Here is a 15072-nt window from a genome sequence, read left to right on the forward strand (position 1 = left end):
TGGCGTTGTGGCAACGGCTGGCGTAGGCTGACGCCCCGTGGGCGCTCTCTCGCGGGCCGGCCTGCAGATGCGCTAAGCTTGGGAAAATGACCCTGAACCCAAATCGAAGAGGCGATCGCGACCGGATGGCGCCATGGCGATGACACGACGAGACCTGATTGCGCTCCTCTGCTGTTCGCTCCTGCTTTCGCTTGCGCCGCAGCCCGGTCGCTTGGGCGCCCTGGCCGAGGATGGCGATTCCGGTAATGGCGGTGGTTCGCGTGGCGGCAGCGGTGGCAGCGGCGGTGGTGACCAGGGCGGCGACGATGACCACGATGACGATCGCGGCAACAAGGGCGGTGACAACAACGATGATGACGACGATGACGGTGCAAGCGCTGGTACTGCGGCCGGCGGCGGTCGCCGCAGCGACCAGGAGCGCGCGCGCGCCGCGGTCGAGAAAGGCGACATCCTGCCGTTGAAGGATGTTCTCCGGCTCGTCGACGAGGACAAATATGGCAGGGTCATCGGCGTCGATCTCAGAGGCTCGGGCAGCAGCGAGGTTTACCGGCTGCGTACGCGTGACCGGCAGGGAACCATCCGCAACCTGCGCATCAACGCGCGCACCGGAAAATTCATGAATATCTTCGGGTTCTGAGGGTGGCATGCGCATTCTTCTGGCGGAGGACGATCCCAACATCGCAGCCCACGTGACAGGCAGGCTGGAGGCGGAGGGCTATGGCGTCGATACGCTCGCCCTGGGGCCGGACATTTGGGAGCGAGGGGAAAGCGGAAACTATACCGCGATCATCCTCGACCTCGGCCTGCCGGGCATGGACGGGCTGTCGATCCTCAAGCGCTGGCGCCAGGCCGGGCTGGAGACGCCGGTGCTGGTTCTGACGGCGCGCGGCTCCTGGATGGAGCGCGTCGATGGCTTCGATGCCGGTGCGGACGACTATCTGCCGAAGCCTTTTCGAGCCGAGGAACTGCTGGCGCGGTTGAGAGCGCTGTTGCGGCGTGCCGGCCCTCGCGTCACGTCGATACGCGCAGCCGGACGCTTCACGCTCGATGAGGCGACGCGCCGTGTGACCTTCGACGGAGAGCCGCTCGAACTCAGCCCGCTCGAATACCGGATGGTCGCGCTCTTCGTGGAGCGCAAGGGCCAGGTCGTCACGCCGCTCGAACTGGCGAGCCATGTTCAGGGACGTGATGACGATGCGGCCAAGAACGCCGTCGAAGCGATGATCGCACGCCTGCGCAAGAAGACGGAAAGCGGCGCGATCGAGACTCGGCGCGGTTTCGGTTACATTCTGCCGGATGGCTCGGCATGATCCGTTCGCTGCGGCTGAGGCTTGCTATCGGCGCATCGATCGCCATAGGCCTCGTGCTGCTGGTGGTCTGGCTCTCCCTGAGCAGGATTTTTACCGATTACGTCGTCGGCCGCTATCGCGCGGAAATGGCGACGCTGGTCGATACGATTGCCGCCCAGGTGGCGGTGCGCAACGGCGAAATTGTCTTGCCGCGCGAGCCCGCTGATCCGCGGCTGAGCCTGCCCGCCGGCGGACGCTACTGGCAGATCACCCGCGACGGCGGCGCGCCCATCCGCTCGCGCTCTTTATGGGACACGGTGATCGACCGCGATCGGCCGTCGGCGCCCCACCATCTGGGTTTCCTGGAGATGGAAGGTCCGGACGGGGCATCTGTGCTGGTCTACCAGCAGACGCTGACTTTCGGCGAGGGGCCGGATGCGCGACGGTTCTCCGTTGCCGCCGGCTTTGCGCGCAGCGAACTCGATGATGCGCTGGCCGCCTTTCACAGCCAGATCCGGCTGATGCTGTTGGCAACCGCCTTCGTGCTCGCCGGTGCTGCGTTTCTACAGGGTGCGGTCGGGCTTTCGCCGCTGGTGCGCTTGCGCGAACAGGCGGCCCGCGTTCGTTCCGGCGAGGAGAAGGATTTTGGCTCGGCCGGCCCCACCGAGGTACAGCCCCTGATCGCCGAGATCAATCTGCTGCTTTCCGAGCGGGAGGCAGCCCTGGCGCAAGCGCGCGCCCGTGCCAGCGATCTTGCCCACGGCCTGAAGACGCCGTTGACCGTGATTGCCCAGCTTGCCGAGAGCCTGCCGCGGGAAGAGCGGCGGATCGCGCTCGAGCAGGTCGATCTGGTGCGCCAGCGCGCCGACCGCCAACTTCAGGCGGCCCGCATGGGTGTCGAACGCATGGCAACTACGTCGATCGCCAGCCTCGGCGGCAAGCTGGTCAACGTCCTGCGGCCGATCACGGCCGAGCGCAATGTCGTCTGGGAAGTCGAGATCGATCCGTCGATCTCGCTTGACCTCGACCCGGCCGACCTGGCCGAATGCCTCGGCAATTTGCTCGACAATGCCGCGAAATGGGCGCGGACCCGCATCCGTCTCTCGGCGGAGGCGGCTGACGGTCGTGTGCGCATTGCCGTTGGTGACGACGGCCCCGGCGTTGCCGAGGGGGACCGGGAACAGGTCCTGCGCCGCGGCGCCCATGGTGAGGACACTGAGGGCAATCACGCCGCCAACTCCGGCCTCGGACTTGCGATCAGCGCCGATATCGCCGACGCCTATGGCGCGGTGCTGTCGCTCGGGCAGTCGTCGCTGGGCGGCCTCGAGGCCGTGTTGACATTCGACACGGGCGGTGGCCGTCGGCGACCGCGCGATCCCACCTAGGGACAACGTGTTCGCGATGCGTCGGACAATGGTGGGGCGCATCCAGCCACGGCTTGCGGCCTATCTTCGATTCCGCAGTTGCGCTTTTCCGGATGTGCGGTTATAAGCCCCCGTCCGAACGGTCCGGCAGGGCATGCCGTGGCCGTTCTTAACGCTGGAAACGGGCCTCGTCTGTTCGTTTCGCATTTTAAAGAACAATGGAGTAGCAAAATGCCCAAGATGAAGACGAAATCGTCTGCCAAGAAGCGGTTCAAGATCACCGCGACCGGCAAGGTTCGTGCAGCGGCTGCTGGTAAGCGCCACGGCATGATCAAGCGTACCAACAAGTTCATCCGCGACGCGCGTGGAACCATGGTTCTCGCCGAGCCCGACGGCAAGAAGGTCGTCAAGAACTACCTGCCGAACGGTCTCTAAGACTTTCAGGCACATTGGATACGTTAAGGAGATCATGACATGGCACGTGTAAAACGCGGCGTTACCGCCCACGCCAAGCACAAGAAGACGCTCAAGGCAGCCAAGGGTTTCTACGGCCGCCGCAAGAACACCATCCGCGCCGCCAAGGCAGCGGTTGACCGTTCGAAGCAGTACGCTTACCGCGACCGCAAGGTCAACAAGCGCAACTTCCGCGCTCTCTGGATCCAGCGCATCAACGCTGCTGTCCGCGAATTCGGCCTGACCTACGGCCGCTTCATCGACGGCCTGAACAAGGCTGGCATCGAAGTCGACCGCAAGGTTCTGTCCGACATGGCGATCCATGAGCCGGCAGCATTCGGCGCCCTCGTCGAAGCTTCCAAGAAGGCGCTTGCCTATCTCAAGGAAGCCGGCACGGCAAACGAGTTTGAAAGCGCTGTCCGTTAAGCCAGCGTTTTCCCAAAACCGTACTTAAAATTCGTTGGGAAACCCGCGCTGGCAGGGCTGGCGCGGGTTTTTCTTATTTCGCGAGATGAACGTGCGAGACGATCGAAAGGAACTGCCCCGGTTCCCTCATCCGACGACGCTTAGGCCGGGCCTCCGGCTTCGTCGTCCTCGCGTCTTTGCACCGGCATTCTTCGCGACCGCGGCGCGATCACATTCCTGAAGACTTGAGCCGATATAGAACCGAACCCATTCCCGCATCGAGGCAGGACAGAATGAGCGAACTGGAAACACTGGAACGGACACTGCTGGCGGATATCCATGCCGCCGACGATGAAGGATCGATCGAGGCGGTGCGTGTCAATGCGCTTGGCAAGAAGGGCTCGATCTCCGAGCTTCTTAAGACGCTCGGTACCATGACGCCCGAGGAGCGCCAGACCCGCGGCGCCCAGATCAACGCGCTGAAGAACACGGTCGCCGAGGCGATCGCCGCCCGCAAGGCGGCGCTGAAGGACCAGGCGATCGCCGAGCGCCTGGCACGCGAGACCGTCGACATCAGCCTTCCGGTCCGCTCTTCGCCGGCCGAACGCGGCCGCATTCACCCGATCAGCCAGATTGTCGACGAGATCACCGCGATCTTCGGTGACATGGGCTTCTCGATCGCCGAAGGTCCGGATATCGAGACCGACTACTACAATTTCACCGCGCTCAATTTCCCCGAGGGCCATCCGGCCCGCGAGATGCACGACACCTTCTTCTTCAATCCCGATGAGAAGGGTGAGCGCAAGGTGCTGCGCACGCATACCTCGCCGGTGCAGATCCGCACCATGGAAGCTGAGCAGCCGCCGATCCGCATCATCATCCCCGGCAAGACCTACCGCCAGGATTCCGACGCGACCCACTCGCCGATGTTCCATCAGGTCGAAGGCCTGGTGATCGACAAGGCGGCGAATGTCGCCAACATGCGCTGGGTGCTGGAAGAGTTCTGCAAGGCTTTCTTCGAGGTGGATCAGGTGACGATGCGCTTCCGTCCGTCCTTCTTCCCCTTCACCGAGCCGTCCTTCGAGGTCGACATCCAGTGCGACCGCTCCGGTCCGATCGTGAAGTTCGGCGAAGGCACCGACTGGATGGAGATCCTCGGCTGCGGCATGGTGCATCCGAACGTGCTGCGCGCGGGCGGGCTCGATCCGGACGAGTATCAGGGTTTTGCCTGGGGCATGGGCCTCGACCGCATCGCCATGCTGAAATACGGCATGCCGGACCTGCGCGACTTCTTCAACGCCGATGTTCGCTGGATGACCCATTACGGTTTCCGCCCGCTCGACATGCCGACGCTGTTCGGCGGTCTTTCGGCCTGATCGCGCAGCTGATCAGAGCGGATGCGCTCACACCGTTCGCGCTTCCGCTCCTTCTTTTTGTTTTGCCGCATTTGTGCGACGTCAGGTGATGCCACCTGACTGCAAAATGCTCCTAGGACACAGGTGAAATCATGAAATTCACGCTTTCCTGGCTCAAGGATCACCTTGAAACCGACGCCACGCTCGAGGAAATCTGCGCCCGCCTGACGATGATCGGGCTTGAGGTCGAGGACGTCGACGACAAGGCCGCCTTCAAGCCCTTCGTGATCGCCAAGGTCGTTTCGGCCGAGCAGCATCCGAATGCCGACAAGCTCAGGGTGCTGATGGTCGACACCGGCTCGGGCGCCCCGATCCAGGTCGTGTGTGGCGCACCGAATGCGCGTGCCGGCCTCGTCGGCGCCTTTGCCGCCCCCGGCACCTATGTGCCCGGCATCGACGTGACGCTCGCCGTCGGCACCATCCGCGGCGTCGAGAGCCGCGGCATGATGTGCTCGGAAAAGGAGCTGCAGATCTCCGACGATCATAACGGCATCATCGACCTGCCCGTCGATGCGCCCGTTGGCACGAGCTACGCCGCCTACGCCGGCCTCGACGACCCGATGATCGAGATCAACCTCACGCCGAACCGGCCGGACTGCACTAGCGTCTACGGCATCGCGCGCGACCTCGCCGCCTCCGGCCTCGGCACGCTGAAGGCGCGGAAGGCGCCGTCCTTCGCCGTCGAAGGCGACACGCCGGTAAAGCTGACGCTCGACCTCGGCGATGACAAGCATCTCTGCCCTGGCTTTTCGCTGCGTCTGGTGCGTGGCGTCAAGAACGGCCCGTCGCCGAAGTGGATGCAGCAGCGCCTGCTGGCGATCGGCCTGCGCCCGATCAACGCGCTGGTCGATATCACCAACTACATGACCTTCGACCAGGGCCGGCCGATGCACGTCTTCGACGCCGCTAAGGTTAAGGGCAACCTGACGGTCCGCCGCGCCAAGGAAGGTGAGACCGTGCTGGCACTCGACCAGCGCGAATACAAGCTCGGGCCCAACAACGTCGTCATATCCGATGAAAAGGCGATCGAATCGATCGGCGGCGTCATGGGTGGCGAGCACTCCGGCTGCGACGGGAACACCACCGACGTCTTGATCGAGTCGGCGCTCTGGGATCCGATGAACATCGCCAAGACCGGCCGCACGCTTGGCATCATCACCGATGCGCGCTACCGCTTCGAGCGCGGCGTCGATCCGGAATACATGGTGCCTGGCCTCGAGCGCACGACCGAGCTGGTGCTCGAACTCTGCGGCGGCACGGCGGCCAAGGCGGAAGTGGTCGGTTATGCCGGGCACACGCCGAAGATCGTCGATTTCCCGGTTTCCGAGGTAAAGCGCCTGACCGGTCTCGAAGTCTCGTCGGATGAGAGCGTCTCGATCCTGAAGAAGCTCGGCTTCGGCGTCGAAGGCTCGGGCGAGCGCTTCAAGGTCTCGGTTCCGTCCTGGCGCCCGGACGTCGACGGCAAGGCCGACCTCGTCGAAGAGGTCATGCGCATCCATGGCGTCGACAACATCGTCGCCGCCCCCCTGCCGAGCCACGGCACCGTCAACGGCAAGATCCTGACGACGCTGCAGATCCGCACCCGCCTTGCCAAGCGCGCACTTGCAAGCCGCGGCATGCTGGAAGCGGTCACCTGGTCGTTCGTCTCCGAGGAACAGGCGAAGCTCTTCGGCGGCGGTGCGCCGGCGCTGAAGCTCGCGAACCCGATCGCCTCCGACATGTCGGATATGCGCCCGTCGCTGCTGCCGGGTCTCCTGACGGCCGCCCAGCGCAATGCCGACAAGGGCTTCGGCGACGTCGCGATCTTCGAAGTCTCCGGCACCTATGAGGGCGATACGCCTGAAACCCAGCGCCGCGTTGCCGGTGGCATCCGCCGCGGCACGGCCTCGCTGAACGGCGCCGGCCGTCTCTGGTCGAATGCGGCCAAGGGTGGTGGCAAGCCGGTCGACGTCTTTGATGCCAAGGCCGACGCGATTGCCGTTCTCGAAGCTTGCGGCGTGCCGATGGGCAATGTCCAGTTCGAGCCGGGCGGCCCCGCCTGGTATCACCCAGGCCGTTCCGGCACGATCAAGCTCGGGCCGAAGATCGTTCTCGGCTCCTTCGGCGAGTTCCACCCGAAGACGCTGGAAGCGCTTGACGTTTCGGGCGCGCTTTGCGGATTCGAGATCTATGTCGACGCCATGCCGGAACCGAAGAAGAAGGCGACACGGACCAAGCCGGCGCTCGATCTCTCGCCGTTCCAGGCGGTGAAGCGCGACTTCGCCTTCGTCGTCGACAAGGCGGTGGAAGCCGGCGCCATCCTGCGCGCCGCTTCCGGTGCCGACCGCAAGCTGGTGACGGGCGTCAGCGTCTTCGACGTCTTCGAAGGCGCCTCGCTCGGCGAAGGCAAGAAGTCGATCGCCATCGAAGTCACCATCCAGCCGATCGAGCGCACGCTGACCGACGAGGACTTCGAGGCACTCACCGCCAAGATCGTCGCCAACGTGACGAAGTCGACGGGCGGCGTGCTGCGCGCTTGAACTGACCTCCCCCCGAAGTGTAGAGTTTAGCTTTCGGGGGGAGCAGCTTTTGCTAGAGAGTTACGTGGGAAAAGCGCTTGTTCGTAAGCACTTCACTGACACGGCCTTGATTGATGGCCAGAAGTGCCGCGATTTCGTGTTGCATTAGCTCTGGTCTATCTCGCGCAAGCAGTTTAATGGCTCTCGCGATCTCTTCCGTCATCTGCATAGCGTTACTCCGCTAGTAAAAATAGATGACGCTTGCGCGGCCGAATCACCAAAGGTATGGTGAAGCTGTTCAAATAGACGCGTGGTCCGGTCATCTACAATTGGTTGGACCAAGGTATTCCCTGTCAGAAGGGAATGTCTTCATCCGAAGTTCTCGTGAACGACGGATGTACTGTCTCGGTGGAGGTGGAGGGATTTGCACCCTCGGGTATCCTGATTGACGAGTCCGGCTCCCGTACTGCACCACCCCCTTCAGTTGAGGGCTCAGATGTCTCACCATCTGAGCCCTCGTCGTATTCCGAAAGCTTCCAGGTTCTCCCGTGAAGAACTATTGTGCCCTCCTCCTTAAGTCGGCTTAGCTGTGGAGAAAGGCTTGACCTGGGAATCTCCTCGCCGAATGAATTCAAGATAAGTTGTAGAATATCGCTGGCCTCGGCTCCGTCCGGTCGACCCGAAAGCACGTCCACGACCATTTCTTTTATTGTCCCGCGGTCTCTAGTATCAGGTCGAGTTCCGCCGGCAGGGATTACACCAGACTTAATCGCAGCCTCGGCCAGCTTTAGTTCGGCCAACTCAGCCTTTAGTTCGCTGATTTGACGTAAAATCTCCGACCGTCGCTGCTCGATAAATTCTCTAAGATTCGCCATGCTCCAACTATGTCTCGCAACACTGGACTAAGTCAAGTCTTCAGTAAGTCTGCAATTTTATAGCCGTATCGCACCGAGAAAAAGTTAACAAAAGGTTAACGGACTCGGAGAAGTCGAGTGATATTGGAGGGCCGTGTACGATTCTCGCACTTGTCGGCCGCGATTTCGCTCACATGAGCCGTCTAGACACGGTGAGTCGATGAATCGATATGGTTAATCGAGTCCAAAGAGAATTGAGGGGAGTGTGAGTTAGGAACCATCTGAGGACACTTGCTGCCGCAGAGTGCAGCAAGTAGTCGGTCGCCAACTTTACGCGGGCGCTTGCGGACCGGGGCCTATAGGTGCTGATGGAAGACCTTGTTGACGATCACCCAGCGCCCGTCGATCTTCACCAGTGACAGATGGTCGGAATAACGTTCGCCGGCGAAACTGTCGACCACTCTCACGGTTGCGGCATCACCGGTGATATCGATCTTCTGCACGTCCATCTCCGGCTGGGTTCCAGGTGGCGCAGCCCCCGCCTCGACGATCGTCTTGATGAAGCCTTCGCGCGTCGTCCATTCGAGCGCGCCGTTGTAGTTGCCGATAATCGCCGCATCGGGGTGAAACGCCTTGCGCAGAGCGCCCTCGTTGGCAAAGGCCATGCCGTCGACATAGAGGTGCACCACTGCGCTGATCGCCTGCTCGTCGGACATTCCCGCTCCTCCGGATTTGTTGCCGTTGGTTGAGAGGTAGTGCGTCCGGCTGGAATTTCGATGGGGAGCTCCCCGCCCTTCACGGAAGGCGGGGAGAAATAGAGCATTTCCAGCAAAACTGCGAAGCGGTCTTCCGTCAGGAAATGCGGTGGAAACAGAGCATTTCCAGGAAAAGTGCGAAGCGGGTTTCCGTCAGGAAATGCGGTGCAAACAAAGCATAGCCAGGAAAAGTGCGAAGCGGTTTTCCGTCAGGAAATGCGGTGCAAACAAAGAGATAGAGCGTTTCCACGACTCCGCTTCACCGGGAAGCGCTCCAGCTCAACGGTTGGTGAGCGCCAGCGAGGCGTCCGTATAGCGCTTGCCGGCGACCAATGCCGGAGAGAGAGCGTCGGCGAGACGGCGGGATTCCTCGACCGTGAGGGTGATGTCTGCGGCCGCAGCATTCTGCTCCAGATGATTGAGCTTGCGGGCGCCGGGGATCGGCACGATGAAATCGCCCTGGTTGATGACCCAGGCGAGCGCGAGTTGAGCGGCGGTGATGCCCTTCTCCTGCGCCAGCGCCGCAAGCGTTTCGACCAGCCGCGCATTGGCGTCGAAGTTCTCCGCCTGGAAACGCGGCAGCGAGCGTCGGAAATCGTCGGCTTCGAGATCCTCGGCCTTGCGCAGGGCGCCGGTCAGCATGCCACGCCCGAGCGGGCTATAGGGCACGAAGCCGATGCCGAGTTCGCGGCAGGTGGCAAGCACGTCTTCTTCCGGGTCACGCGACCACAGCGAGTATTCGCTTTGAACAGCGGCGATCGGATGAACCTTGTGAGCCCGGCGGATGGTGGCGGCACTCGCTTCCGAAAGGCCGATCGCCCGCACCTTGCCCTCGCGCACCAGTTCGGCCATGGCACCGATGGTGTCCTCGATCGGCACTTCGGGGTCGACGCGGTGCTGGTAGTAGAGATCGATGACATCGGTGCCGAGCCGCTTGAGCGAGGCTTCCGCCACCGCCTTCGCATGCTCCGGCCGTCCGTCGACGCCCTTGATCGCCTGGGCTGCCGGCGCGCCGGCTTCGATGCGGAAGCCGAATTTCGTGGCGATCGTCACCTTGTCGCGGAGGGGACCGAGCGCCTTGCCGAGCAGTTTCTCGTTCTCGAACGGGCCGTAGACTTCGGCCGTGTCGAAGAAGGTAATGCCGAGATCGACCGCGCGGTGGAGTGTGCGGATCGATTCCGTCTCGTCCGTGGCGCCATAGGCGAAGCTCATGCCCATGCATCCGAGGCCGATGGTGGAGACGGTGAGGTCATTCCCGAGTTTGCGGGTCTTCATGTCGTTTCCTTGTCTGGCTGCCACGCATCGGAACCAGCGCGCGGGGAGGGCACGTCTATCGTCCGAGGCGTGAATTGATGGTCGGGCGCCGCCGTCACGCCCCGCGTGGGCGAACGACGGTTCCTCTGTGCCAATGCTGACGAACTCTTCGCTCCGTCCGACGTTGGCGACGATTGAAGAATAGGCCCATGCGCGGCGGCTGAAAATCACTGTCAATTCTCACGGGCTGTTCTATTATTTCGATCAATGAACAGAACGCAGCTCTCCCAACTCGCGGTATTGGCGGCCGTTGCCGCCCATGGCAGCTTTCGCGGGGCCGCCCGAGAACTGGGCGTGGCGCCGTCAGCGGTAAGCCATGCCGTCGGCAGCCTCGAGGCGAGCCTCGGCATTCGCCTTCTGGCGCGCACCACGCGCAGCGTCGCGCCGACGGAGGAGGGGCGCCGGCTGCTCGAACGGCTGGCGCCGGCGCTGGAGGAGATCGCCCATGCATTGGAAGCCGCCGCCGATGCCCGCGAGCGTCCCGCCGGCAACCTGCGCATCACGGCGCCGCGGTTTGCCGCCGATCTCATCCTCGCGCCGCGGCTCGGGGCCTTCCTGAACCTTTATCCCGAGATCGTGCTGGAAATCGCCAACGAGGATGGTTTCACCGACATCGTCGAAGAGGGCTACGACGCCGGCATCAGGCTCGGCGAAAGCCTGGAGGCCGATATGATCGCGGTAAGGGTCGGGCCGGAGCTCGAAAGTGCCGTCGTCGCGTCGCCCGAATACTTCGAGCACCACGGTCGGCCGCAGCATCCGCGCGATCTCGCTCAGCATCGCTGCATCCGCCGGCGCTTCTCCAATGGCACGCTCTATCGCTGGGAGTTCGAGAAGGACGGCGAGGAGCTGACGGTATCGGTCGAAGGCCCGCTGATCCTCGGCGAGGACAGGCCGATCATCAAGGCGGCGATGGGCGGTGCCGGCCTGGCCTATCTTTTTCTTTCCCGCGTCGAGACCGCGATCGCCGAAGGGCGGCTGGAGCGTGTCATGGAAGACTGGTGCGCGCCCTATGCCGGCCCCTCTCTTTATTATCCGAGCCGCAGGCAGATGCGGCCGGCACTGCGCGCCTTCATCGATTTCTTCCGGCACAGCGGATAGCAACCGCTCGGGAATCGGGTGGCGCGGTTCAGCCGGATCTGGAATGCCATTGGTTCGCGCACTCCGTTTGTTCGGATGAGAAAGGAAAACGATGAAGAAGCCCGGATCGATGAAAGGTCTTGAGGATCTCGGTCGCGTGCGGCTTTCCCGGAACTTCTTCTTCCGCGAGTTCCTGCATTCGGAGATCGCGGATTTCTACCGCATTCCGAACATCCCTGACGATCCGGACCTCGCGATCGAGGCGGGGCGGCGCCTCTGCGAAGATTTGCTGGAGCCGCTGGAAGCGACCTTCGGCCGCCTCGTCATTCGCTCCGGTTACCGCAACCGCGCCGTCAACGGCTTCGGCAACGCCAATGGTCTCAATTGTTCGACCAATGCCGCTTCGGCCGCCGACCATATATGGGACATGCGCGACGCCGACGGATGTATCGGCGCCACCGCCTGCATCGTCATCCCGTGGGTCTGGGATCGGCGCGGCGAGATCGGCGGCTGGCAGTCGATCGCCTGGTGGATCCACGACCACCTGCCCTATGCCTCGCTCTGTTTCTTCCCGAAGCTCTGGGCGTTCAACATCCAGTGGCACGAGCGGCCCGCGCGCCGGATCATGAGCTTCGTGCAGCCGCGCGGCGTCCTGACGAAGGCCGGCATGGCCAACCAGGGCGGCAGCCATGCCGAGGCCTATGCCGGATTTCCGGATTTGCGGAATGTGCCGAAACTGACCTTGTAGCGCACATGCGCATCGGTCGCCGAGGAGCGTCAGAGAGCCGCCGCGCCGCCGCTTGGCCGGCTTCGGTGTGGCAGTAGAGCCGGCGCCAGTCCGCCTCGTCGTCGCCGGCCGCAGCGTATCGTCAAGCCATCGTGTTGGATTGGCCCGTCATTCGCCGACATCGTTGAGTTGCTGGATCGCTTCATCCGACAAATCCAGCCGAGCAGAACGAATGAGGCTCTCCAACTGCGCGAGGCTGGTGGCGCTGGCGATCGGTGCCGTGACGCCCTTGCGCGTCCGCACCCAGGCGAGCGCAATTTCTGCCTGGGTCGCACCGGTTTCGGCGGCAATATCGTCGAGCACGCCGAGGATGCGCATGCCGCGTCCGTCGAGATATTTCTCGACGCCGCTGCCGCGCGCCGAGCCTTCGAGGTCCTTGTGTGTTCGGTACTTGCCCGACAGGAAGCCGCGCGCCAGTCCGAAATAGGTGATCACGCCGATCTCTTCCGAAATGCAGAGGTCACGCAGCGGTCCCTCGAAGGCATCGCGGTCGTAGAGGTTGTATTCCGGCTGCAGCACCGCATAACGCGGGAGACCGTGGGTCGCGGATATGTCGAGCGCCTCGCGCAGCTGCAGCGAATTCAGGTTGGAGGCACCGATGTTGCGGACCTTGCCTTCGGACAGCAATTGGTCATAGGCCGCAAGCGTCTCCTCATAGGGCGTTTCCGGGTCCGGCCAGTGGGAGAGATAAAGGTCGATATGGTCGGTCTGAAGCCGCCGCAGCGAATCCTCGACCGCTTGCAGGATCCAGCGGCGCGAAAGTCCCTTGCGGTCGGGCGCGAGTTCGGAACCGACTTTGGTGACGATGACTGCCCTGTCGCGCGGTCGCTTCGATTGTTTCAGCCATTTGCCGATGATCGTTTCGGATTCTCCGCCCTGGTTGCCGGGCGCCCAGGAGGAATAGACGTCTGCGGTATCGATGGCGTTGAAGCCGGCGTCGAAGAAGGCATCGAGCAGGGCGAAAGACGTCTTTTCGTCGGCGGTCCAACCAAAGACATTGCCGCCGAAGACGAGTGGCGCGATTTCCAGGTCAGTGCGGCCAAGTCTCAGTTTTTCCATGGGTTCGCTCCATTGGAAGGGATGGAAGCATATCGCGATCGGGAGGATTGCGAAGGAAAGATAGGGCGGAAAAGCTGACATTGTCACCCGGTTGCCGGCTTTTTTCTGCGAAACGGGAATCTCGGTCGGAACGACATCAACCGCTCGATAGGTACGTACCTCGGCGCTACAGCGCCGCGCGTCTTTAGACGCGCTAAGTTCGCTGTAGCACTTTGAGTTGCTGCATGTTTTTATCCTTAAGTTGCAGGAAATTTAAGGAAACATGCAGTAGTCTCGGTCACAAAATCAGGGAGCGCCGCCATGTTACGTTTCGGAATTCTGTCCACGGCCAAGATCGGCCGCGATCTCGTCGTGCCCGCCATTCAGGATGCGGAAAACTGCGTCGTCTCGGCCATTGCCAGCCGCGACTTCGCAAAAGCCCGGGCCATGGCCGATCGCTTCTCGGCACCGCATGCCTTCGGCTCCTATGAGGACATGCTGACCTCCGACGTCATCGATGCGGTCTATATCCCGCTGCCGACGGCGCAGCACGTCGAATGGTCGGTGAAGGCCGCCAATGCCGGCAAGCACGTGCTTTGCGAAAAGCCGATCGCACTGCGCGCGTCCGAGATCGACGCCTTGATTGCCGCGCGTGATCGCAATGGGGTGCTGATCGCCGAAGCCTTCATGGTCACCTACAGCCCCGTCTGGCGCAAGGTGCGCGCGCTGCTGGCCGAAGGTGCGATCGGCCGGCTGCGCCACGTCCAGGGTGCATTCACCTATTTCAACCGCGACCCCAACAACATGCGCAACATTCCCGCGCTCGGCGGCGGCGGCCTGCCAGATATCGGCGTCTATCCGACGATCACCACCCGCTTCGTCACCGGCCAGGAGCCGGTGCGGGTTCAGGCAAACACCGATCGCGATCCGGAATTCGGCACGGACATCTATTCGAGCGTGCGGGCAGACTTCGGCGATTTCGAGCTGAGCTTCTATATCTCCACCCAGCTCGCCGCCCGCCAGATCATGGTCTTCCACGGCGACAAGGGCTTCATCGAGGTGAAATCGCCCTTCAACGCCGACCGCTACGGCCGTGAAGAGGTGGAACTCACCAATCAGAACCACGCCCAGTCCCAGCTCTTCCGCTTTCAGGATGCGCGCCAGTACAAGCTCCAGGCGGAAGCCTTCTCGCGCGCCGCCAAGGGCGAGCCCGAGGAAGTGGTGACGCTCGAGAATTCGCGCCTCAACCAGAGATTCATCGACGCGATCTACCGCGCCAGCGCCAAGGACGGCTGGGAGACCATCTGAGCTGGTTGGAGAATGCGAGGAGGCCCGCCGGCATGGCCGGCGGACCTCCTTCCCGATCTCTTGTGCCCATCAGGCGACGGCGGCGCGCTCCCGCCCCAGTCCCCGCAGCTTGAAGAACAGGAAGTCGGCGACACCGATCATGCCGATCAAGACGAGGGCGATGCCCGCCGACGAAAGATAGCCATAGGTCGTGAGCAGCAGCGCCAGGCTCGCCACCTGCCGGAGCACGTCGCCGGCAATGCTGATGCGCGCCGCTGCCGTTACCGGGCCGCCATTGCGCGCCGCCGAGAGGTGAAAGATCCCCCAGATCAGCAGTCCAACGCCGACCACCTTCATCATGACGGGTGTTGCGGCGGGGCTGGTCAACGCGGCCAAGGATGCCGCGTCGAGGATCAGGACGGCGCCGGTGACCAGCGAGAAAGCGCCGTCGGCGAGGAAGGTCTTGTTGAGCAGGCTGCGGTTCGAGAGGTTCATTTTCGGCTCCATTCGTTTGTTGATGGCCGGATATTGCTTTG

16 protein-coding genes are annotated in these 15072 nt (G+C 62.8%); 10 read left to right on the forward strand and 6 right to left on the reverse strand.

Translation table 11 applies throughout. The features are described from left to right. Positions 1 to 133: 133 nt before the first annotated feature. The 7 genes from QM996_RS18450 to pheT all read left to right on the forward strand — a co-directional run bounded on the left by QM996_RS18450 (position 134) and on the right by pheT (position 7445). A complete protein-coding gene (locus QM996_RS18450; protein ID WP_500268664.1) occupies positions 134 to 637 on the forward strand; it encodes a PepSY domain-containing protein in 504 nt (167 codons plus the stop codon). A gap of 7 nt (positions 638 to 644) precedes the next feature. After that, positions 645 to 1310: a response regulator transcription factor gene (locus QM996_RS18455; protein ID WP_500268665.1), complete on the forward strand. Its 666-nt coding sequence runs from the start codon at positions 645 to 647 to the stop codon at positions 1308 to 1310. Next, on the forward strand, positions 1307 to 2674 hold the full coding sequence (locus tag QM996_RS18460) for a sensor histidine kinase (protein ID WP_500268666.1): 1368 nt from the start codon (positions 1307 to 1309) through the stop codon (positions 2672 to 2674). Before QM996_RS18455 ends, QM996_RS18460 begins: the two co-directional genes overlap by 4 nt. 210 nt (positions 2675 to 2884) lie before the next feature. Then, positions 2885 to 3088 carry a 50S ribosomal protein L35 gene (gene rpmI / locus QM996_RS18465; RefSeq protein ID WP_077962740.1) on the forward strand — a complete coding sequence of 68 codons (204 nt, stop codon included), beginning with the start codon at positions 2885 to 2887 and terminating at the stop codon, positions 3086 to 3088. Positions 3089 to 3127: 39 nt separating this feature from the next. Next, complete coding sequence (gene rplT / locus QM996_RS18470) at positions 3128 to 3532, forward strand: 50S ribosomal protein L20 (RefSeq protein WP_012710091.1); 405 nt, start codon at positions 3128 to 3130, stop codon at positions 3530 to 3532. A gap of 272 nt (positions 3533 to 3804) precedes the next feature. Continuing rightward, positions 3805 to 4887 carry a phenylalanine--tRNA ligase subunit alpha gene (gene pheS, locus QM996_RS18475; protein WP_429810792.1) on the forward strand — a complete coding sequence of 361 codons (1083 nt, stop codon included), beginning with the start codon at positions 3805 to 3807 and terminating at the stop codon, positions 4885 to 4887. Positions 4888 to 5018: 131 nt separating this feature from the next. Continuing rightward, entirely contained in the window at positions 5019 to 7445 is a 2427-nt protein-coding gene (pheT, locus tag QM996_RS18480; protein WP_500268667.1) for a phenylalanine--tRNA ligase subunit beta, read from the forward strand. Positions 7446 to 7777: 332 nt separating this feature from the next. Here the strand turns inward: pheT and QM996_RS18485 are convergent, their stop codons facing one another. The 4 genes from QM996_RS18485 to QM996_RS18500 all read right to left on the reverse strand — a co-directional run bounded on the left by QM996_RS18485 (position 7778) and on the right by QM996_RS18500 (position 10308). Next, complete coding sequence (locus QM996_RS18485) at positions 7778 to 8299, reverse strand: hypothetical protein (protein ID WP_500268668.1); 522 nt, start codon at positions 8297 to 8299, stop codon at positions 7778 to 7780. 335 nt (positions 8300 to 8634) lie between these two features. Further along, complete coding sequence (locus QM996_RS18490) at positions 8635 to 8994, reverse strand: nuclear transport factor 2 family protein (RefSeq protein ID WP_500268669.1); 360 nt, start codon at positions 8992 to 8994, stop codon at positions 8635 to 8637. Between the two features lie 136 nt (positions 8995 to 9130). After that, a complete protein-coding gene (locus QM996_RS18495; protein ID WP_500268670.1) occupies positions 9131 to 9283 on the reverse strand; it encodes a hypothetical protein in 153 nt (50 codons plus the stop codon). A gap of 29 nt (positions 9284 to 9312) precedes the next feature. Next, positions 9313 to 10308, reverse strand: coding sequence for an aldo/keto reductase (locus tag QM996_RS18500; RefSeq protein ID WP_500268671.1), 996 nt, complete (start codon positions 10306 to 10308; stop codon positions 9313 to 9315). A gap of 246 nt (positions 10309 to 10554) precedes the next feature. Here QM996_RS18500 and QM996_RS18505 point away from each other — a divergent pair, with 246 nt between their 5' ends. Together QM996_RS18505 and QM996_RS18510 are read left to right on the forward strand one after the other, a co-directional pair. Further along, positions 10555 to 11445, forward strand: coding sequence for a LysR family transcriptional regulator (locus tag QM996_RS18505; protein WP_500268672.1), 891 nt, complete (start codon positions 10555 to 10557; stop codon positions 11443 to 11445). Positions 11446 to 11536: 91 nt separating this feature from the next. Next, positions 11537 to 12172: a hypothetical protein gene (locus QM996_RS18510; RefSeq protein ID WP_500268673.1), complete on the forward strand. Its 636-nt coding sequence runs from the start codon at positions 11537 to 11539 to the stop codon at positions 12170 to 12172. Positions 12173 to 12319: 147 nt separating this feature from the next. On the opposite strand, the gene QM996_RS18515 is transcribed toward QM996_RS18510, so the two are convergent. Further along, entirely contained in the window at positions 12320 to 13270 is a 951-nt protein-coding gene (locus QM996_RS18515; protein ID WP_500268674.1) for an aldo/keto reductase, read from the reverse strand. Between the two features lie 300 nt (positions 13271 to 13570). Between QM996_RS18515 and QM996_RS18520 the strand changes: the two genes are divergently transcribed. Continuing rightward, the gene (locus tag QM996_RS18520) at positions 13571 to 14557 is read left to right on the forward strand and encodes a Gfo/Idh/MocA family protein (protein WP_500268675.1); all 987 of its coding nucleotides are present in this window, start codon (positions 13571 to 13573) and stop codon (positions 14555 to 14557) included. Between the two features lie 69 nt (positions 14558 to 14626). On the opposite strand, the gene QM996_RS18525 is transcribed toward QM996_RS18520, so the two are convergent. Beyond that, the gene (locus QM996_RS18525) at positions 14627 to 15031 is read right to left on the reverse strand and encodes a hypothetical protein (protein ID WP_500268676.1); all 405 of its coding nucleotides are present in this window, start codon (positions 15029 to 15031) and stop codon (positions 14627 to 14629) included. Between the last annotated feature and the right edge of the window lie 41 nt (positions 15032 to 15072).

It is taken from the genome of Sinorhizobium chiapasense, assembly GCF_045277575.1.
GTDB classification, from domain to species: Bacteria; Pseudomonadota; Alphaproteobacteria; order Rhizobiales; family Rhizobiaceae; genus Ensifer; species Ensifer chiapasense_A.

Coding starts and splice junctions, on each gene's coding strand:
- QM996_RS18450 (WP_500268664.1), top strand. CDS start 134: ATGGCGATGACACGACGAGACCTGATTGCGCTCCTCTGCTGTTCGCTC.
- QM996_RS18455 (WP_500268665.1), top strand. CDS start 645: ATGCGCATTCTTCTGGCGGAGGACGATCCCAACATCGCAGCCCACGTG.
- QM996_RS18460 (WP_500268666.1), top strand. CDS start 1,307: ATGATCCGTTCGCTGCGGCTGAGGCTTGCTATCGGCGCATCGATCGCC.
- rpmI (WP_077962740.1), top strand. CDS start 2,885: ATGCCCAAGATGAAGACGAAATCGTCTGCCAAGAAGCGGTTCAAGATC.
- rplT (WP_012710091.1), top strand. CDS start 3,128: ATGGCACGTGTAAAACGCGGCGTTACCGCCCACGCCAAGCACAAGAAG.
- pheS (WP_429810792.1), top strand. CDS start 3,805: ATGAGCGAACTGGAAACACTGGAACGGACACTGCTGGCGGATATCCAT.
- pheT (WP_500268667.1), top strand. CDS start 5,019: ATGAAATTCACGCTTTCCTGGCTCAAGGATCACCTTGAAACCGACGCC.
- QM996_RS18485 (WP_500268668.1), bottom strand. CDS start 8,299: ATGGCGAATCTTAGAGAATTTATCGAGCAGCGACGGTCGGAGATTTTA.
- QM996_RS18490 (WP_500268669.1), bottom strand. CDS start 8,994: ATGTCCGACGAGCAGGCGATCAGCGCAGTGGTGCACCTCTATGTCGAC.
- QM996_RS18500 (WP_500268671.1), bottom strand. CDS start 10,308: ATGAAGACCCGCAAACTCGGGAATGACCTCACCGTCTCCACCATCGGC.
- QM996_RS18505 (WP_500268672.1), top strand. CDS start 10,555: ATGAACAGAACGCAGCTCTCCCAACTCGCGGTATTGGCGGCCGTTGCC.
- QM996_RS18510 (WP_500268673.1), top strand. CDS start 11,537: ATGAAGAAGCCCGGATCGATGAAAGGTCTTGAGGATCTCGGTCGCGTG.
- QM996_RS18515 (WP_500268674.1), bottom strand. CDS start 13,270: ATGGAAAAACTGAGACTTGGCCGCACTGACCTGGAAATCGCGCCACTC.
- QM996_RS18520 (WP_500268675.1), top strand. CDS start 13,571: ATGTTACGTTTCGGAATTCTGTCCACGGCCAAGATCGGCCGCGATCTC.
- QM996_RS18525 (WP_500268676.1), bottom strand. CDS start 15,031: ATGAACCTCTCGAACCGCAGCCTGCTCAACAAGACCTTCCTCGCCGAC.